The 18340-nt window shown below is 27.8% G+C and carries 17 protein-coding genes; all 17 read right to left on the reverse strand.

Translation table 11 applies throughout. The features are described from left to right. A complete protein-coding gene (locus tag ACKVOV_RS00070; RefSeq protein WP_409204748.1) occupies positions 1-894 on the reverse strand; it encodes an FkbM family methyltransferase in 894 nt (297 codons plus the stop codon). Beyond that, complete coding sequence (locus ACKVOV_RS00075) at positions 881-2038, reverse strand: glycosyltransferase family 4 protein (RefSeq protein ID WP_409204749.1); 1158 nt, start codon at positions 2036-2038, stop codon at positions 881-883. The genes ACKVOV_RS00070 and ACKVOV_RS00075 overlap by 14 nt, the downstream gene beginning before the upstream one ends. 1 nt (position 2039) lies before the next feature. Beyond that, complete coding sequence (locus ACKVOV_RS00080; RefSeq protein ID WP_409204750.1) at positions 2040-3212, reverse strand: glycosyltransferase family 4 protein; 1173 nt, start codon at positions 3210-3212, stop codon at positions 2040-2042. After that, positions 3202-4587 carry an asparagine synthase-related protein gene (locus ACKVOV_RS00085; protein WP_409204751.1) on the reverse strand — a complete coding sequence of 462 codons (1386 nt, stop codon included), beginning with the start codon at positions 4585-4587 and terminating at the stop codon, positions 3202-3204. The genes ACKVOV_RS00080 and ACKVOV_RS00085 overlap by 11 nt, the downstream gene beginning before the upstream one ends. Then, on the reverse strand, positions 4577-5656 hold the full coding sequence (locus ACKVOV_RS00090; RefSeq protein ID WP_409204752.1) for an acyltransferase family protein: 1080 nt from the start codon (positions 5654-5656) through the stop codon (positions 4577-4579). Before ACKVOV_RS00090 ends, ACKVOV_RS00085 begins: the two co-directional genes overlap by 11 nt. After that, positions 5653-6753, reverse strand: a complete 1101-nt coding sequence (locus ACKVOV_RS00095; RefSeq protein ID WP_409204753.1) for a glycosyltransferase — start codon at positions 6751-6753, stop codon at positions 5653-5655. The genes ACKVOV_RS00090 and ACKVOV_RS00095 overlap by 4 nt, the downstream gene beginning before the upstream one ends. After that, complete coding sequence (locus tag ACKVOV_RS00100) at positions 6729-7505, reverse strand: class I SAM-dependent methyltransferase (protein WP_409204754.1); 777 nt, start codon at positions 7503-7505, stop codon at positions 6729-6731. The genes ACKVOV_RS00095 and ACKVOV_RS00100 overlap by 25 nt, the downstream gene beginning before the upstream one ends. 3 nt (positions 7506-7508) lie before the next feature. Then, positions 7509-8414: a glycosyltransferase family 2 protein gene (locus ACKVOV_RS00105; RefSeq protein WP_409204755.1), complete on the reverse strand. Its 906-nt coding sequence runs from the start codon at positions 8412-8414 to the stop codon at positions 7509-7511. Continuing rightward, a complete protein-coding gene (locus ACKVOV_RS00110) occupies positions 8415-9371 on the reverse strand; it encodes a hypothetical protein (RefSeq protein ID WP_409204756.1) in 957 nt (318 codons plus the stop codon). It abuts the gene before it with no gap. Positions 9372-9374: 3 nt separating this feature from the next. Continuing rightward, positions 9375-10814: an MBOAT family O-acyltransferase gene (locus ACKVOV_RS00115; protein ID WP_409204757.1), complete on the reverse strand. Its 1440-nt coding sequence runs from the start codon at positions 10812-10814 to the stop codon at positions 9375-9377. 43 nt (positions 10815-10857) lie between these two features. Then, positions 10858-12696, reverse strand: coding sequence for an asparagine synthase (glutamine-hydrolyzing) (gene asnB, locus ACKVOV_RS00120; protein ID WP_409204758.1), 1839 nt, complete (start codon positions 12694-12696; stop codon positions 10858-10860). A gap of 69 nt (positions 12697-12765) precedes the next feature. Then, complete coding sequence (locus ACKVOV_RS00125; protein WP_409204759.1) at positions 12766-13728, reverse strand: polysaccharide deacetylase family protein; 963 nt, start codon at positions 13726-13728, stop codon at positions 12766-12768. A 13-nt stretch (positions 13729-13741) separates the two neighbouring features. Then, entirely contained in the window at positions 13742-14713 is a 972-nt protein-coding gene (locus ACKVOV_RS00130; protein ID WP_409204760.1) for a glycosyltransferase family 2 protein, read from the reverse strand. A gap of 23 nt (positions 14714-14736) precedes the next feature. After that, complete coding sequence (locus ACKVOV_RS00135) at positions 14737-15657, reverse strand: GDP-L-fucose synthase family protein (protein ID WP_409204761.1); 921 nt, start codon at positions 15655-15657, stop codon at positions 14737-14739. A 12-nt stretch (positions 15658-15669) separates the two neighbouring features. Continuing rightward, positions 15670-16758: a GDP-mannose 4,6-dehydratase gene (gene gmd / locus ACKVOV_RS00140; protein ID WP_409204762.1), complete on the reverse strand. Its 1089-nt coding sequence runs from the start codon at positions 16756-16758 to the stop codon at positions 15670-15672. An 80-nt stretch (positions 16759-16838) separates the two neighbouring features. Next, positions 16839-17963 (reverse strand): DegT/DnrJ/EryC1/StrS family aminotransferase, encoded by a 1125-nt coding sequence (locus ACKVOV_RS00145; RefSeq protein ID WP_409204763.1) that lies wholly within the window; start codon positions 17961-17963, stop codon positions 16839-16841. Further along, entirely contained in the window at positions 17947-18312 is a 366-nt protein-coding gene (locus ACKVOV_RS00150; protein ID WP_409204764.1) for a sugar 3,4-ketoisomerase, read from the reverse strand. The genes ACKVOV_RS00145 and ACKVOV_RS00150 overlap by 17 nt, the downstream gene beginning before the upstream one ends. Positions 18313-18340: the final 28 nt, after the last annotated feature.

Below are 18340 nucleotides of genomic sequence, written 5' to 3' on the forward strand. Positions count from 1 at the left end.
TTAAAACAGTTTATTTCTAATCTTAATTTTTCTGCTATTTGCAAGTCTTGATGTAACAAAATCAGGATCTCTCACAAAAATAGTATTAAATTGATTTTTATTATAGCTCTCTTGTTTTATTAATTTTCGATTCTCTAGATCATATAAATAAGGTTCAAACCCAAAATCTTTTATTTTTAAATATATTTCATGATCATCAAATCCGTATTTCTTCCCAGATTGATTTAATTCTAAAATCACTATTTTCAGATGTTCATTTAGTAATGTTTCGGAAGCACCATCCAACACATATTTCTCATATCCTTCGACATCGATTTTTATAGCAATTGGAATATTGTTTTTAACAATTGAATCTATAGTTTCTACATGTACGCTCACAGCATTTTTATAATTTTCGTCAACAATTCTATCCATCGTTCCTTTATCTGTAGAAAAGAATAATTCACTTACTTCATTAGAAACTCCTATATTTTTAATTTCAATTAAAGCATTTAGATTATTTAAATCAACTTGCTTTTTCAATTTACAATAAGTTTTAGGAACTGGTTCGATGGCTATCGACCTACACTTTTTTAGCCCTGACATTAATAATGAATAATGCCCTACATTAGCTCCAACATCTAAAAAAACATCTTCTTTTTCTACAAAATGTAATAAAAAAATAGACTCTTCAAATTCATACAATCCAAAATAAATATTTGCGACAATTCCTGCATCGCCTTTTTGAGCAATAAATTTTATTCCTTCAATCCAATTATAAACAATTTCATTAGAGACTCTATTTCTTAAATTAAATGAAATATAATGGTATAAACCCAAAATCTCATTACCTCTAGTAACAGGATGCTTTTTTAATGTTTTGTATATCTCTTTAATTTTTCTAATAATTTTCATAGAATTCTATAAATTTTGTATGCTGATCTTCTATATTAAATTCTATTTTCACTCGATTGATAGCTGCTTCTGAAATTATTTCTTTTTCCTTACTAGACAACTCATTTACGACAATAATCTTATTAGCCAAAGATAATGGATTTCTTTTGGGAACGACAAAACCAGTAATTTTATCTAAAATATTTTCAGACAATCCTTCGGCATCACTAACGATACAAATTCTCCCCATCGCTTGCGCTTCTAACGCTGCATTGCAAAAACCTTCTTGATGACTGTATTGCAAATATAAATTGGCTTTTTGCAGTTCACATTTTACCTCTTCAGAGTCTAATTTTCCTGTAAAAGTGACATTATCTGTAAGATCTAATTGATGCACTGCAAATTGCAATTTCTCCTTTTCTGGGCCTCCACCAATTATAGTATAATGAAAATTTATTCCTCTTTTTTTGACTAAAGCTAAAGCTTCTAGTGTGGCAGTTAATCCCTTTATCCAATGCAATCTGGCAATGGTAATTATATTTAGATCACTATTATTATTAATAGTATTAGAAAACAAGTTAGTATCTATTGCTGGAGTTATTTTTGATATACTATTTTGATTTATTCCGTTTGCAATCAAATCCTTTTTCATTCCTTCAGAAAGCACGTGATATTTTATTTTCTTAGAGAATAGTAATTTATAGCAATTTTTATTTTTTTGTGGATAAACATAATGGTCAAATCCTCTAAAACTCACTGCCATTTTTGCTTCTATTGCTTCGGCAACATTTTCTCTACCAATAGCAAGCGTTCCAAAACCAAAATGAAGCCAATCTAATTTTTGATCTAAAAAATGACTGTTCAGAAAAACCATTCTCACAGATTTTTTAGCACTTAAACCGTCTTTTTTGCCCGAATTATATAATCTAATTGCTTTGTTTGAATTGAAAATTATTTTTAACAAAGAATTAAAAAAAACACCAGTTTTGTTGTGAATATAATAATTTGGGAATGCAACTATTTTGCAAGGTATTTTTTCCTTGCTTCTATCATCAACGACAAACAAAGTAACTTCAAAACCACTATCAATTAAACCTTTAATTTTATTTCTAAAAAAAGTTTCGGAATAACCCGGAACTGACGGCAAGACTAATCCTATCTTCATATTAATTAGTTGTTAAAACAGATTGATATAAAGCTTGCATGGCATTACAATTTCTGCTGAAATCGTGTTGTTTTTCGATAGTTTTTCGAGCTTTTTTATAAATTTCATTTCTTTCGTTTTCAGACAGCAAAGTAATTTTTTTTATTTTTTCGGCTATGGCTTTTGGATTTCTTACAGGTACAATAAACCCATTTTCACCATCGGTAATTACTTCTTCTATCCCACCGCAATTTGTAGAAAGCACCATAGTACCTAGCGCCATCGCTTCGAGAACTACATTAGCAATTCCTTCTTCTAGACTGGATAGAAGTAGTATATCGGCTTGTTGAATTTCTGTTATGATTTCTTTAAAAGGCATACTTTTTTTAAATATAACCTCATTTTCTAATAATAATTGTGCCTTTTGAAAAATTAATTCTTCGTCGCTTCCAACTCCTATTATTGAATATTGAAAATCAAAATTTTCTTTTTTTAATAAAACACAAGCATCTAATGCATCAGTATATCCTTTTACCCAATGTGAGCGACCTATGGAGAGTATTTTTAGTGTTCTGTTTTTAATTTTATTTTCTACAAAAGGTAATTCTTTTAGATTTAATCCGCTGTAAACGACTTTTATTTTAGTTGTTTCAGCTCCATATTCTTCAGCTTGTTTCTGTATCGATTTAGATACGGCATGAAAGCCATCTACTTTAGGAAAAAGTTCTCGATATTGTTCTGCTAACTTTTCGTCGGCTATTGGACTAATGGTAATGTGTGTGCCTCGTAAGCTTAGAATTAATTTGATACCAAAATCATGAACCCAAATCCAATCTTCAAGACTTTTTGCCCATTGCAAGTGAAAAACATCAGGTTTATGATATAAAACAGGATAGTATTTTACTTTACATAATTTAATATTTCTTTTTTTATTATAAATTATTTCATCTAGTTTCTTCTTTTCTTTTGATTTAAAAACAGAGAGTAAAAAGCTATATTTCAACAAAATATACAATTTATTCCATTTATTAGAATACGAAAAAAAGGAAACATTTTTAGCATACGAAACGCTCCCTTTTTGCAATCCAAAAAGGAAAATTTTAAAACCATCATTTGACACCCCTTCGATCAATCTTTCGATAAAAGTGGTACTAGGAATTTCTCCCGAATAAATGGCTATTTTTTTAGATTGCATTATCTTTTTGTTTTGAAAATAAGGATAAAGTAAGTAACATGCTCAAAAGATGCGAATAATAAACGGAATCTTTATTTGTGAATTTATCATAAAATGAGGTTATCAAATCATTTGATATTAATTCTTGGAAAGAAGTATTTTCGAACAACCATTTCTGTAATTCTTTTTTATTTTCTTTTCCAACAAATTGCAGTTCCCAATTGCGTTGAATAATTTTCTTAGTGAACAACTTATATTTTATTTTGTTATATATCTTATAAGGTAAATTAAACGGCATTTTATTCCAATGGTATTGATATAAATTGAACGGACGATGGTCTTGCCATGTTATTTTAGCTAAATCTGGCATTCGCATTTTTAAGTATTCAATTTGAATTTGCCTTCCAGCGAGATATTTTTCGGGAACAGAACAAATAAATTCGCACATTCGATTATCAAAATACGGAACAGTTATAGGTCTTACCGATTCAAAAACCGAGAGGTTGGTATTTGTCCAACGTGGCGCCCAATACAAACTTTTGAAAGCTCGAATTTGGGCATTAGCACTTTGTGGAATATTGATATTTTCAAGTAAAGTCTTAATCCTCTCAGAAAGGTATTCTTCAAAATCACCTTCGAGTTTCCATGATTCCCAAAGTGTATTTGCTAATTCTAAACCACCTTTTTTGATGACTTTTTTGGCAATAATTTCGGTTTGTTTTTCTAAAGGCATATCATCTGGAACGCCCATATCGTCAAACAATACATCTCCCCAATGTCCTAAATTAAATATATCGCCTAATTTGTCATATTCATCGACAAAAGCCATTTGCCGAGGATGTGTAAATTCCGAATAGCATTGGTTTATTTTGGCTAATTTCTCAATTTTATTCCACAAATATCCATTTGGAATTTTCCAATCTTGAAAAGGAAAATTACAGACTTTGGCAATTTTTTTGGCGTAATAAGTTTCGTCATGACCACCATCAAAAGCATAACTATAAGCATTCACTTTGTTTCCTAAATGAAATAATGCCGCAGCTTGTGTGCGACTATCTAATCCGCCAGAAAGTGGCAATATAACTCTTTTATCTCCTACCTGTTCTTTGATTATGGTTTCGAAAAGTGTGGCAAACTCTTTAACTATTTCGTTTAATGGTCGTTCAACTGGTTTGTAATACCATTTAAAATAAGATTTTTCAGAAATAATAGTTTTTCCTTTCTCGTCCAGTTGGTATTCGAAAGCAGGCTTTAAAGCTTTTTGTTCTTTATAATATGTATCATTATCTAAAAAAAAACCTGTAGCTACAAAAACACAAATAGCTTCGTAGTCGAGCGTTTTTTTTTCGCCAACAAAAGTTGAACTATTGGGGATTATTGGGTTTTTAAAAATCATTATGAATATTTTTTCTCAGATAGTTATCTCTTATTTTTAAAAAAGGTAATTCTATAAAATAGTAGGATAAAACAGAACAAATTAAAATACCTATAAATTTATAATAAATAGAAAAATTCCAACTATACAACCAAAGTTGTTGCCAAAGATATATTGAATAACTCCAAAGTCCGATGGTAACCATTATCTTATGATTTAATAATTTAGCAATGTTATTGTCTTTAGGAAAATGTACATAAAGCATCATTACTAATCCTATGCAAATATTTATAATCGTCAGTCCTACTAAATTATATAAATAACGAGGTTTCAATCCCAATTTACCAACGACCAATGAACTATCAAGAATCATTAATACTAAAATAAATGTAATAAATATGATTGTTTTGTTTTTAAAAAAATGAAATATTTTTTTATTAATTATAAAATTTTCTATAATGGCAATTATTCCTCCAATTGCTAAAGAATCGGCAACAGTTTCGAAAGAACGGTGCAAAGATCCTTTTAAAATATCTGGGATTCCATTAAAATAAAGATAACTTACACGAATAAATGGGGTTATACAAACTATAAAAATTAATATATACAAAAGTTTTTGTTTGTTTAACACCTGTTTGTTTACGAAAAAGAATAAAATAGCAATAAGTATATAAAATTGCTCCTCAACTGCCAGAGACCATGTATGTCCCACAAACCACTGTGGAAATGTCCAACTAGATCGAGGTTGATAATTAACCAAAAAAAGTGGTGCTCTCCAAAATTGACTCCATTTAAATATCTCTAATGATAAAAGTATAATAGCTAACACTAATAAATAAAAATAATAAGCTGGAAAAATTCTTAAAATTCTTTTAAAATAAAATGTATTTATGCTAAATCTATTTTTTTCAACATCCCGAAGAAGCATTCCAACGATTAAATATGAAGAAATAATATAAAAAACGGTTACACCAAGGGTTCCAAAATGTATTAATTCAGGTCTAAAAGCATGATCATATATAACCATAAATATTGAAATGGCTCTCAGACCATCCAATGATGGTCTCCTATTATTTATTTCAACACTCATTTTTTAGAAATTTTTATATACAATTCTTCATGTTCTTTGATGAATTTTTCTTCAATAAAATACTGCAAACAATAAGCTCTGAGTTCATTCCCATCTCTTTCTAACTCATCCCTAGTTTTTTCAACATATAAGTTAATTTTTTGAGCTAAAGCTTTTTCATTGCTTGCTTCAAATAATAGTTCAGGAAAATCTTTTAAAACATAATTTATTCCTGAAATATTGGATCCTAAAACTGGAATTCCCATAGACATTGCTTCTACTAAGGCCATTGGCATTCCTTCTTTTCTTCCTTCGTTCAGTGTTGGTATTACATATAAATCTGAGTTTGCTAAAAAAGGTCGAACATCTATATGTTTACCTAAAAAGAAAATCTGGTTGGTTAATTTTAAATCTATTACTAACTTTTTTAAGTTATTAGCATAATTATCTCTTGTGTCTCCTAAGATTTCTAATCTAATTTTAGTGTTATCTAATAAATGAATTGCTTTAATTAAAACTTCTATTCCCTTTACTGGCACTAGATTGGCAACAGTTATTATTTTAAAAAAAGTATCCGTATTTTTTTTTACAAATAAATCTGGGCTATAATAATTAGTATCTAATCCTAAAGGAATTAGTTTCTGATTTTGTTTGTATGGAAAATAATGGCTCATTTCTTCATTTATAGTAACTATAAAACTCGATAGAAAACTTCTAATTTTCCAATGAATATTTCCCCAAGTCATTGCTTTTTTAGTGTAAACAAATTTTGATCCTGCTAATTTTGCTGTTAAAACTTCTGTCCAATCACTACTCCAATGCCAAGAATGAACAATGTCAAATTGATTTTTTTTTATAAAATTCTGAAACGGTTTTAACCTTGACCACAAACTAAAATAAGGTCTAACAGGTGTTGTTGTGTCCATAAAATGGATAGGAAGCCCTAATTTTTCGACTTCTGCAAAAAAATTTCCTTTATTATTTTTGCAAGCAATGTGAACTTCAAATAGAGATTTATCTAGTCCTTTGGCCAAATCATACAAAACCTTTCCACTACCAGCAGTGTCGAAATTAGGAATGGTGTAAAGAATTTTTATTTTTTTGCTACTTTCTTCCATTCTTCAAATTGTTGAAGGTTTAAATATTGATTTCTATTTTTTTCTAATAAACTGAATTCATAATATTCATTTTCTATTTCACCTTCAATGTTATTAAATGATATTGTTTTAGTTTTACTAATTACTCCAACTCCCCAATCTGAATCAAAACAAATTGAAAATAAATCTAATTGATGTCTAAATTTATAAAAAGCTTTCCATGTTGTTCCGTTCCAGAATGGTCCAGCTGGTGAATTTTTAAAATCGTAATTTTCTCTTTGATGGTATTCTGAAGGAGGATTACAATCATGTAATATTATAAATCCATTATCTTTTATAAATTTTAAACTATTTTGTATATCCTTTTCTACTTGACTTGATATATGCAAACCATCTATAAAGATTACATCAAATTTTATGCTTTTATCAATTCCTTTTAATTGCCCATTATTTAATTGTTTAAAAAAAACATCCGAAGTCATTTTAAAATCAACAGGGTTTTCTTCGAACTCTACACCTGGATCAACAGAATATTTGTTTTTACAATTAATTTTAACAAAGTTTTTTTTAGGATCTCTAACTCCTATTTCTAGGTAATTATCTGCATTAGTAAGTTCTAATAAATAATTAATAATTTCAGTTCTTCTGGGTCTTTTAGCAATTTCTAATTGATTTAATATGTTTGTTTTTATAAAGCAATCATCTTGCAAAATTCTTTTACCAATTCTTAATTTGTTTAAAAAAATTCCAGCTTTCTTTTTTAAATTAACCATTATTTATTTTTTAAATTTTCTAAAAACCATTTTAACTAAATATTCCAACTTAAATTTAACATCTAAAGGAAATATAAACAACCTAATTACTTTATTAAAATTATTTAAATGTCCAAATTCTAATCTGTTTTGAAAAGTATGTGCTTTTTTATAGATCTTCTTTGTTATTAGCAAAGGTTCTTCAAATCTAACCATTCTTAAAAGTTCAAAGGAATTATATATTGTATTTGTTTTGTTACTTGTCACATTTGTTCTTGATGGAGTTCTGTCTAGAATAACTAAAGTTTTATTAATTCCTTTTATATTTGAAACTTTTAAAAAACGCAATACATAGAGCCAATCTACAGATACACTACCCAAATGTTTTGAAAAATATAAGCCATTATCTATATGTACTGATTTTCTAAACATCATACACGAATTAACTACTTTTACTCCATTTATATAGTTCAAAAGAAAAAAATCTTCTTTATTTTTAGGATAATTTTCATTATTTACTAACAAGCCTGGAAACTTAAATGTAGATATATTGTCGTTATAATTAAAATGTTCGGCTATACCACTACACATCCCAAATTCGGGGTTTGTATCTAAAGCATCTACTTGTATTTCTAATCTTGATTCTACATATACATCATCTTGTTCAGCTACAGCTAAATACTCTCCATTTGAATAAGCAACCAGTCTATTCATAGTTGGTCCTAATCCCAGATTTGTTTTGTTTTCTAAAATTATTATTTTTTTAAATTTATTTTTATAACCATTTATTATATCTAATGAATTATCTTTTGATCCATCTATACAGGTGACAAGTTCAAAATCCTGAAAAGTTTGATGAAGCAAACTATCAAGAGTTCTGGCTAATGTTTTTCCACCGTTATAAATAGGTAAAATTACAGATACTTTCATTTAATTATTATCAGTTTTTAGTTTTGCCATTTCTACATTAATAAATTCTTGCTTATCCTGTTTTTCTAATAATTTATCTTCTAAAAGATTATTAAAGAATAAAGAGAATTTTGAAGCTCCAAAATGATTTAAATGACTTAAATCTCCATAAGAATTATTCTCTAGTGGGAAATCCTTAAAATCTAAGAATTCATATTTTTTATAACGTTCATTTACCAATTTTTTGAAATAATATTCATTACTCAAAGCTCCCCAAGCATGATGCACAGGACTTCGAACAAGGTATACATTTATTTTATTTTCTTTGCAAATTTTTAGAATTTTATCTAAGTACTGTAAATTATATTTTGAATATTTGAAATTAATGATTTTTTCGTTTGTAGTATCCTTATGTCTTAACAAAGAATCTAATTTATTCCGATTTAAATATTTGTATTTACCCCAACTAAGATCTTCTATGATACTTTTTTTTCTTTTTATTAAAAATGTTAAATACTTTTTTGATGCTAGTGATTGAGCATTTAAAATCCCTTTGAGATTTTTCTTCAATAAAAGTAATAAATCTTCTGATGTCATGTAAGCCCCATATTTTGAATACCATTTATTAAGGTATTTTTCTTTCCAAATTTCGGTGGTATCAATCGTGTATTCGATATAATTATTTGTAAAAGAAATAAATACATTTTTAATTTTATTATTTTCGATGATTTTTTTTACCTTAAAATAAGTATAAAAATAACTTTCTCCACTATTTGAAATATTCAGCGTATTTGCTATTTTTTTATCATTAAAAGCGCATTCACTATGGGAATGTCCAAAAATTAAATTATCATATTTTTTATCAAGTTTATAATAATTTCCTTGATCGATTATTTTATAAAGTGATAGTATCCCAAAAATTAGAATAGTAAAAACAATGCTTACAAAAATGGTAGCTTTTATTAATAATTTTTTCATTATTTAAAATTGAAAATAGATAAATTCTTGCTCTTTTCCTGTAAATACTAATATTATTAAAATAATTAAAACATATAAAATCCATCTAAACATTCTATTCCATTTGAATCCAATTTTTTGAAGAGCAAAATCGTTTTCTCTTCCTATCCATTCTGTAAAAAAAAATAGCATAAGAAATATTAAAATTCCGAAACTAGGTCTCTTTGATGGAAGTTGAAAAATAGAAGTTGAAAATAATTTAGCAATATAATGAAATGCGTCATGTAAATTATCTGCCCTAAAGAAAATCCATGCTAATACTGTTAACAGGAACGTTATTAGTATTTGAGATCCCTCTTTTACAGTGGGGAATATTTTGCCTTTTGCAACAATCTCTAAATTATTTCTATTGGTTTTTAAAATTATGGAAGGCAAAATAAAAATTGCATTTAGTAATCCCCAAAAGATAAATGTCCAATTGGCTCCATGCCAAAATCCGCTAACTATAAAAATTATAAAAGTATTTTTAATTTTTATCCACATACTTCCTTTACTTCCACCAAGAGGAACATACAAATAATCACGAAACCAAGAGGACAACGAAATATGCCATCTTCTCCAGAATTCTGCAATATCTCTTGAAAAATAAGGATAATTAAAGTTTTTTAGTAAATCGATTCCAAATAATTTTGATGTTCCTAAAGCAATATCTGAATAACCACTAAAATCTCCATAGATTTGAAAGGCAAAAAATATAGCTCCAAACAGTAAGGAACTTCCATTATAATGATTTGGATTATCAAATATTAGGTTTGCATATTCGGCACAATTATCGGCAATAACCATTTTTTTAAATAAACCCCAAAGTATTTGTCTTAAGCCATCGACTGCTTGGTTGTAATTAAAAACTCTCTTCTTTTTAATTTGTGGTAATAAATGTGTGGCTCTCTCGATAGGTCCAGCTACAAGAAGTGGAAAATAACTTACAAATAGTGAATAGCTTACAATATTTTTTTCTGGCTCAATCCGGTTTTTATAAATGTCAATTACATAAGATAATCCATGAAAAGTATAAAACGAGATTCCAATTGGCAAAATAACTTGAAGTGTCCAAAAGTTAGCGTGAAAACCAATACTAGATAAAGCCTCAGCAAATGAAATGGCAAAAAAATTATAATATTTAAAAACTCCTAAAAACCCTAGATTAACCGTAATACTTAGCCAAAACCAAATACTTTTGTTTTTTTTATTTGTGGCTTGATGCATTTTTATTCCTGTAAAATAATCTAATGCAGTCGAAAAAATTAATAAAAACAAGAATCTCCAATCCCAGCAGGAATAGAAATAGTAACTTACTAACAACAAAAAAAGGTTTTGATATTGTAATTTTTGCTTGTTTAAAAACCAATAGATTAAAAAAACTATTGGTAAAAACAATAAGTATTCTAAAGAATTAAATAGCATATACTAGGCAAATGTTTGATTTATAAATGTTTTTAAACTTGTGTTATTCCAATTCATAATTTTGTGCCCATTTTTGCCAAGCATATAAATGCCAAATAGTATTTGCATTCACATTTCCTTGGTTGTAAAAGTCATCAATATTTTTTAATAAAATTGATTCGTCGATATATTCTTTACCAAAAAAAGGTTTCTCTATTACTGTTTTAATAAAATCATCCTTCAGTTCGTTTTTTAACCATTTTTTCATTGGAATTGAAAATCCTTTTTTAGGTAAATTTGTGATTTCTTTATCTACAAACTGATTTAACAAATTTCTTAAAACTAATTTAGAAGTTCTATGATTAATTCCGTACTCAGGAATTATTGTATTACTAAACTCGATTATTTCTTTATCCAAAAGCGGAACTCTAACTTCAATATTATTTGCCATACTCATCAAATCAACTTTACGTAATACTTTTTGCAAATGCCCATAAAATTCGTTTTTTTTCAAATAGCGCAACGCATTTTTTTTATTTAGAGTTGTCTTGAATGAATAAACGTCATATAATTCTTGAGAAAAATCAGTGTTTGGAATAAATTCATTAAGGTTTTTAAAATGTATTTGTTTGTCTAAAATCCATTGATCAAACTTTAAAAAAATATCTATTGAGCTTGACGTTTCTTGATAAATTTTTCTATAAAAAGGAGCTAATATTTTTCTTAAAAATAAAGGCATTTTAAACCAATTTAAATGTTCAATTGATCTTAAAAAACGAGGATATCCCCAAAACAATTCATCCCCCCCATCCCCTGAAATCATAACGGTAAAAACCTCTTTTGCTTTCTTGGTTATTAAATAAGTTGGCACACTACTTTCATCTCCAAATGGCTCAGAAAATTTTTTAAAATGAGTTTCTATTGTATTTAACAATTCTCGTTGATCAATTATTTCAAGATAATGTTTAACATTTATTTGATTTGCAATTTTACTTGCTACATGACTTTCGTCATAATCTGCATCATCAATTCCAAATGTATAAGCGACAATATCTGGTTTAGATTGTTTTATAAAAGCTGAAACTAATGAACTATCAATTCCTCCACTTAAGAAGGATGCGATAGGAACATCTGCATTTAATTGAGTTTTTATTACTTTAGATAATAGGTTTTTTAATTTTTGAGTAATTTCTAAATTAGTTTCTTTTATTACATTTTTTACTTTCCATTCATAATAAAAAGTTTTAGAAACAATAGAAAGCTCATTAAAACTCCAACTTACAATTTGCCCAGGTTCTACCTGAAATATATTTTCAAAAACTGTGTTTGGAGATTGCATATATCCAAACCCAAAATATTCTTTCATTATTTCTGGTCGTAATTTTTTTTCTATAAAAATTGGATGTTGAAAAATTTGATCAAACTGAGATGCAAATATGACTCCTTGATTGTGGATACCGTAAAACAAAGGTTTAATCCCTGCAAAATCGCGAACTAAGTGTACAATTTTATTTTCGATATCATAAATTACAATAGCAAACATTCCGTTAAGCTCTTTTGAAAAAACATCAATTGAAACTTCATCTATTAAATGGGCTAGAATTTCGGAATCAGATAAAGATCGTAAGTCATTATCCCTAATGTTATATTTATTTTGAATTTCTTTATAATTATATACTTCCCCATTAAAAACTATTGCGAATTTTCCTGATGGACTTAAAATAGGTTGCTTAGCATTTTCTTCTAAATCAATAATTGAAAGTCTATTAAGACCTAATTTACAATAATTATCTTGCCAAATTCCTTGCTGATCTGGCCCTCGATTAAGACTTAAATCAAGAAGTTTTTGAAAAATTGATTCGTCAATTAATTGTGTCGATATTTCCCCGACTAAACCACACATATTATTCTTTTATTTGTTTAAACCAAATAACAAAAAATAAAATACCTTTTGTAGTATTAATTACCATATTTAATTAAATATTTGATTTATAAATTTATTAATCTTCCCATTAGGTGTTATTCTTGAAATACGATATTTATTAGATTCTCCAATATACTTCTCTTCTTGTAAAATTAATGCTCCTTTATAACCTACTTCATTTAGAATAATAGCTGAATTGGAATTATAATTCCCATTTGGGTAAGCAAATAAAAAGACATTGTTTTTTAAATTATCTTCTATTATTTTTTTTGACATTAAAATTTCATTTTTTAAAGTTTCAATATCTTGATTTTCATTATGAATTTCATGAAAATGACCATGACTATGAAACTGAATATTCTCATTTTGAACTTCTTTTATCTCATCCCAAGTTAACATTTTAAAATAATTATTTTTTTCTAATAATTGCTCTAATTCATTTTCTGGAAATTGTTTTAAGATCTCTTCAAAAAGTGAGTTTCTTAATTTAGAATCAAGTTTTTTTAATTGATTTCTAATTACATTAAACACATGAAGTCTATCTTCGTAAGTTAAAACTTGATATTCTTTATTATTGAAAATAATTTTATTTATGCTTCCTTCTAATAGCAATAATGACAAATTTACAGTCCAAATAGACGTTTTACTGTTAATAGCATTTGAAGTGATAAAAAAGGTTCCAGACACATTATTATTTCTTAAAATCTCTATGGCTTTTAAATTGTTTTGGTAACCATCATCAAAAGTTATACAGACCATTTTTTGAGATTTAATTTCTTTTGGATTATCTATAAAATAAGCCAGTTCAGTAGCATTTAGAAACCTAAATTTCTTCTTTTTAAGAAATAAAATATGTTCTTGAAATTGGGAAACTGTATGAAAATTCCTTTGTAGTCTTGTATTTGTTATTTCATTTACTAATCCGTGATAGGTTAGAATAGAAATTCCTTTATTTTTTTTTATAAGGATTGAAGCTATTAACTTTTTATATGATTTTATTAGAGAATTCATCTAAAAAATATTATTATATTTTATTTAAAAATATTTTTTCAAAAACAATTCTATATTTATATTTTGTCTTCATATTAAAATTAGTATTAAGAACAAAAATAACTAGTAATTTAATTTTTTCGTAGAATGAAATTCCTCTAAATGAAAACGATGTTATATAAGAACTTATATTATTTTTATAATGCATTTTATTATTGTCATAAAAACTTAAATATTTCATTAAATTTAATTTTTCAATCAACATTTTATAATCTTGTGATATTGTTTTAGATTGGTCATGTTTTCTAAATGCCGATAAAAACTCCTTAATAATTATTACTTCTGGCTTGAAATACCCAAATTTATAATATAAATCAATATCCATTGGATAACGAATCATTGGATTAATACCACCCGCTTCTTGGTATATTTTTTTAGAGAAAAAAATTGATTGTTGTGTTGGATTGCCTATAAACTTTATAAAATTATTTTCTGCTTTATTATCACAGTTATAAACCATTCTATTTCCAATAATTTTACTATCCCCGTTCATATCATATCCATTACCAACAATAACGATATTATCACTTGTTCTTTTCAAATAAGCATCTGCAATAGTCTTTAAAGCATTTTCACACAAAACATCGTCGGAATTTATCCAGTTTAAGATGTCCCCAGTAGCTCTTGAAAAGCCTTTATTTAGTGCATGACTTTGCCCATAATCTTTTTCAGAAACCCAATAATCGATGTGTTTTTCATATTTTTTAATGATCTCCACGCTATTGTCGGTGCTTCCTCCATCGATAATAATATACTCTAAATTAGGGTATTTTTGATTGATGATGGATAAAATAGTTTCTTCAAGAAAATCGGCTTGATTATAAGAAGGTGTTACAATAGTTATTTTAGGTAATTGCTTATTTTCATCCTGATTTACATCATCTGAGGTAAAATTCCAAGGCCAAGATTTTGTATCTAGAATATTTTTTGAATCGTTATTATACATTGTATTATTAATTGTTATTTGAACTAAAGAAATCTATTACGATACACTTCTTGTATTCCAGCTTTTAAATGTATTTTATATTTCCAACCTAGATTATTTAATCTAGTTGTATCAGTTAATTTTCTTGGCGTTCCATCTGGCTTTGTAGTATCAAAAAGTATTTCACCCTCAAATCCTACTATATCTTTTATTAAGTAAGCTAAATCTTTTATAGCAATTTCTTCTCCCGAGCCAATATTTACAAATCCTTTATCATTATAGTTCTGCATCAAATATACGCAAGCATCTGCCATATCATTTGAATGCAAAAATTCTCGCAAAGGGCTTCCTGTTCCCCAAACAGTCACAAATTTATCATTATTAATTTTAGCTTCATGTACTTTTCTTAATAATGCTGGCAAAACATGTGAATTTTGCAAATCATAATTATCGTTATTACCATACAAATTTGTTGGCATAACTGATATAAAATTACAATCATATTGTTCCCTATATGCATCACACATTTTTATTCCTGCAATTTTCGCAATGGCATACGGTTCATTTGTTCCTTCTAACAGTCCCGTTAATAAATATTCTTCTCTAAGTGGTTGTGGTGCAAATTTTGGATAAATACAAGAGGAGCCTAAAAAAAGTAATTTCTTAACATTACTCTTATATGATTCATGAATTACATTATTTTGAATCATCATATTCTCATAAATAAAATCGGCTCTATAGGTATTATTAGCCACTATTCCTCCTACTTTTGCAGCAGCTAAAAAAACGTACTCTGGCTTTTCTAATTCAAAAAAAGCTGTAACTTGTTTTTGATTAATTAAATTTAATTCTGTCGAAGTTCGGGTAACAATATTCACAAACCCTTTATCTTGAAGATTTTTTACTATAGCGCTTCCTACCATTCCTCGATGACCTGCTACATAAATTTTTGAGTTAAAATCCATATTTTACCGTTTCTATTTGTAGTTTTTAAGGTATTTTTCCTTTTTAAACAATTCTAAGTCAGATTGCATCATTTCTTTAACTAGCATTGGCAAAGTATATTTAGGTTTCCAACCCAATTTTGTTTTTGCCTTAGTATTATCTCCAATAAGTAAATCTACTTCAGTAGGTCTAAAATAAGTTGGATCTATTTGTATTACTTTTTGTCCTATCTGAAAAGCATAATCATGATTTGAAGTTGTCTTCACAACACCAACTTCTTCTACTCCAACTCCTATAAATTCTAATTGAACTCCAACTTCCTCAAAAGCCATTCTAATAAATTCTCTAACTTTTGTTGTGATTCCTGTTGATATAACAAAATCTTCAGGTTCATCTTGTTGCAAAACCAACCACATCGCTTCTACATAATCTTTTGCGTGGCCCCAATCTCTTTGAGAATCTATATTTCCCATATAGAGTGTGTCTTGCATACCTAAAGCCATCTGAGATATTCCTCTTGTAATTTTTCTAGTAACAAATGTTTCTCCACGCAAAGGACTTTCGTGGTTGAACAAAATTCCGTTGCAGGAAAACATCCCGTATGCTTCTCTATAATTGACCGTTATCCAATAAGCATACATTTTTGCTACTGCATAAGGTGAACGCGGATAAAATGGTGTTGTCTCTTTTTGAGGAACTTCTTGTACTAGTCCAAACAATTCTGATGTCGAGGCTTGGTATATTTTAGTTTTTTTTGTTAATCCTAATAAACGTACAGCATCTAGAATACGAAGTGTCCCTATTCCATCTGTATTAGCGGTATATTCAGGAATATCAAAACTCACTTTCACGTGACTCATCGCTCCCAAATTGTATATTTCGTCTGGTTGCGTTTCCTGAATAATTCTTATTAAATTAGTAGAATCACTCAAATCTCCGTAATGCAAGATAAAATGTTGGTTGTCTATGTGTGGATCTTCATATATATGATCAATTCGTTGGGTATTAAACAAAGAACTTCTTCGTTTTATACCATGCACTTTATATCCTTTAGAAAGCAATAGTTCTGCTAAATAAGCTCCATCTTGTCCCGTCACTCCTGTTATTAATGCTACCTTCATGCTTATAATTATATGTCCTTTAAATTTGGAGAAATATAGATTAATTAGTAATGTAAAATTAAGAAACTTAATTTAAGATTTTAATTTTTCTCATTAGAACTAAAAAACGAGTTTATTTTTCCGATAACAGTTTCAATATCTTGTATTGTATTAGCAAAAGAAATAGGTAAACTTAGTGTTGTTTTATGTATTTCTTCACTTATAGGAAAACTTAATTTCGAGAAATATTCTTGGTATCCTTCCTGCTGATTTGGAGGCAATGGATAATGTATTTCTGTATGAATTCCGTTTTCTAATAAAAACTGTTTCAACTCGTCTCTTTTTTGGGTTCTTATATTATAAATATGATATACATGATAACCTTCTTGCAAAGGATTTGGTTTTATAACATCATTAGTTAGATGTAAATCATATAAGTTTGCTAATTTTCTTTTATGGTTATTAATTTCATCCAAAAAAGGCAATTTGATATTCAAAAAAGCGGCTTGCAATTCATCTAATCTAGAATTTCTACCAATATATTTGTTATAATACTTTTTGTGGGAACCATAATTTCTTAATGCGATTAGTTTTTCGTAAATAACTGCATCATAGGTAATTATTGCGCCAGCATCCCCTAACGCTCCTAGGTTTTTTGTTGGGTAAAAACTATAAGCTCCTATTTTCCCGAATGTTCCTGCTATTTTATCATTAAATTTTGCTCCATGTGCTTGTGCGCAATCTTCAATGATTTCTAAATTGTGTTTAGTTGCTATTTTAGTAATCGCATCCATATGTGCTAATTGCCCATATAAATGAACTACCATTATTGCCTTTGTTTTTGAAGTAATTTTCTCTTCTATTTTATTTTCATCGATATTGTAAGTTCCCAGATTAGGCTCTACTAAAACAGGAATATGACCAGCATTAATAATTGCTAAAATAGTTGCAATATAAGTATTTGAAGGTACGATAATTTCTGATTTAGTAGGAAAATTAAACACCTGTAATCCCATTTCTAAAGCATCTAAACCATTTGCTACGGCAACACAATAAGGTGAATTGCAAAAATTAGCAAAATTTTCTTCAAATTGCTTTACTTCATCACCTAAAATATACCAACCTTTTTTGAGAAAATTATTAAACTTATCTTTAAACTCTTGCTCAAATTTTTTGTTTAAAAGATTTAGATTCTCATAAGGAATTATCTTATTTATATGCTTCATAGATATAATCTTTTGGGTCAAAATATTCTGATGCTAGTACTAATAGAATAGCATCTTTAGAAAAATGATGCATCGAATGATAGTCTTCAGGATAGAGGAACAAACATTTGTTGGGTTGATCTAAAACAAAATCTTGTTTCGACATATTATCATCGTTGGATATTGTACACGAACCCGCAATACATATAACTGCCTGAATCGTTTTGTGGTGACGATGATTTCCTCTAACAGAATCATCTACTCCATAAATATAAAAAACTCTTTTTATATCGAACGGAATATTTTTTTCTAGCACCGAAAGATTTCCACGATTATCCGAAAATGTTTCTATAGTAATGAGTTTAGGCATAAATTTTAAAAATCGAATTATATACTAA

Source organism: Flavobacterium sp. (assembly GCF_046153165.1).
Lineage (GTDB): Bacteria > Bacteroidota > Bacteroidia > Flavobacteriales > Flavobacteriaceae > Flavobacterium.

What these genes read in the sequence shown, in the direction of transcription:
- ACKVOV_RS00070 (WP_409204748.1), bottom strand. Translation starts at nt 894, where the DNA reads ATGAAAATTATTAGAAAAATTAAAGAGATATACAAAACATTAAAAAAG.
- ACKVOV_RS00075 (WP_409204749.1), bottom strand. Translation starts at nt 2,038, where the DNA reads ATGAAGATAGGATTAGTCTTGCCGTCAGTTCCGGGTTATTCCGAAACT.
- ACKVOV_RS00080 (WP_409204750.1), bottom strand. Translation starts at nt 3,212, where the DNA reads ATGCAATCTAAAAAAATAGCCATTTATTCGGGAGAAATTCCTAGTACC.
- ACKVOV_RS00085 (WP_409204751.1), bottom strand. Translation starts at nt 4,587, where the DNA reads ATGATTTTTAAAAACCCAATAATCCCCAATAGTTCAACTTTTGTTGGC.
- ACKVOV_RS00090 (WP_409204752.1), bottom strand. Translation starts at nt 5,656, where the DNA reads ATGAGTGTTGAAATAAATAATAGGAGACCATCATTGGATGGTCTGAGA.
- ACKVOV_RS00095 (WP_409204753.1), bottom strand. Translation starts at nt 6,753, where the DNA reads ATGGAAGAAAGTAGCAAAAAAATAAAAATTCTTTACACCATTCCTAAT.
- ACKVOV_RS00100 (WP_409204754.1), bottom strand. Translation starts at nt 7,505, where the DNA reads ATGGTTAATTTAAAAAAGAAAGCTGGAATTTTTTTAAACAAATTAAGA.
- ACKVOV_RS00105 (WP_409204755.1), bottom strand. Translation starts at nt 8,414, where the DNA reads ATGAAAGTATCTGTAATTTTACCTATTTATAACGGTGGAAAAACATTA.
- ACKVOV_RS00110 (WP_409204756.1), bottom strand. Translation starts at nt 9,371, where the DNA reads ATGAAAAAATTATTAATAAAAGCTACCATTTTTGTAAGCATTGTTTTT.
- ACKVOV_RS00115 (WP_409204757.1), bottom strand. Translation starts at nt 10,814, where the DNA reads ATGCTATTTAATTCTTTAGAATACTTATTGTTTTTACCAATAGTTTTT.
- asnB (WP_409204758.1), bottom strand. Translation starts at nt 12,696, where the DNA reads ATGTGTGGTTTAGTCGGGGAAATATCGACACAATTAATTGACGAATCA.
- ACKVOV_RS00125 (WP_409204759.1), bottom strand. Translation starts at nt 13,728, where the DNA reads ATGAATTCTCTAATAAAATCATATAAAAAGTTAATAGCTTCAATCCTT.
- ACKVOV_RS00130 (WP_409204760.1), bottom strand. Translation starts at nt 14,713, where the DNA reads ATGTATAATAACGATTCAAAAAATATTCTAGATACAAAATCTTGGCCT.
- ACKVOV_RS00135 (WP_409204761.1), bottom strand. Translation starts at nt 15,657, where the DNA reads ATGGATTTTAACTCAAAAATTTATGTAGCAGGTCATCGAGGAATGGTA.
- gmd (WP_409204762.1), bottom strand. Translation starts at nt 16,758, where the DNA reads ATGAAGGTAGCATTAATAACAGGAGTGACGGGACAAGATGGAGCTTAT.
- ACKVOV_RS00145 (WP_409204763.1), bottom strand. Translation starts at nt 17,963, where the DNA reads ATGAAGCATATAAATAAGATAATTCCTTATGAGAATCTAAATCTTTTA.
- ACKVOV_RS00150 (WP_409204764.1), bottom strand. Translation starts at nt 18,312, where the DNA reads ATGCCTAAACTCATTACTATAGAAACATTTTCGGATAATCGTGGAAAT.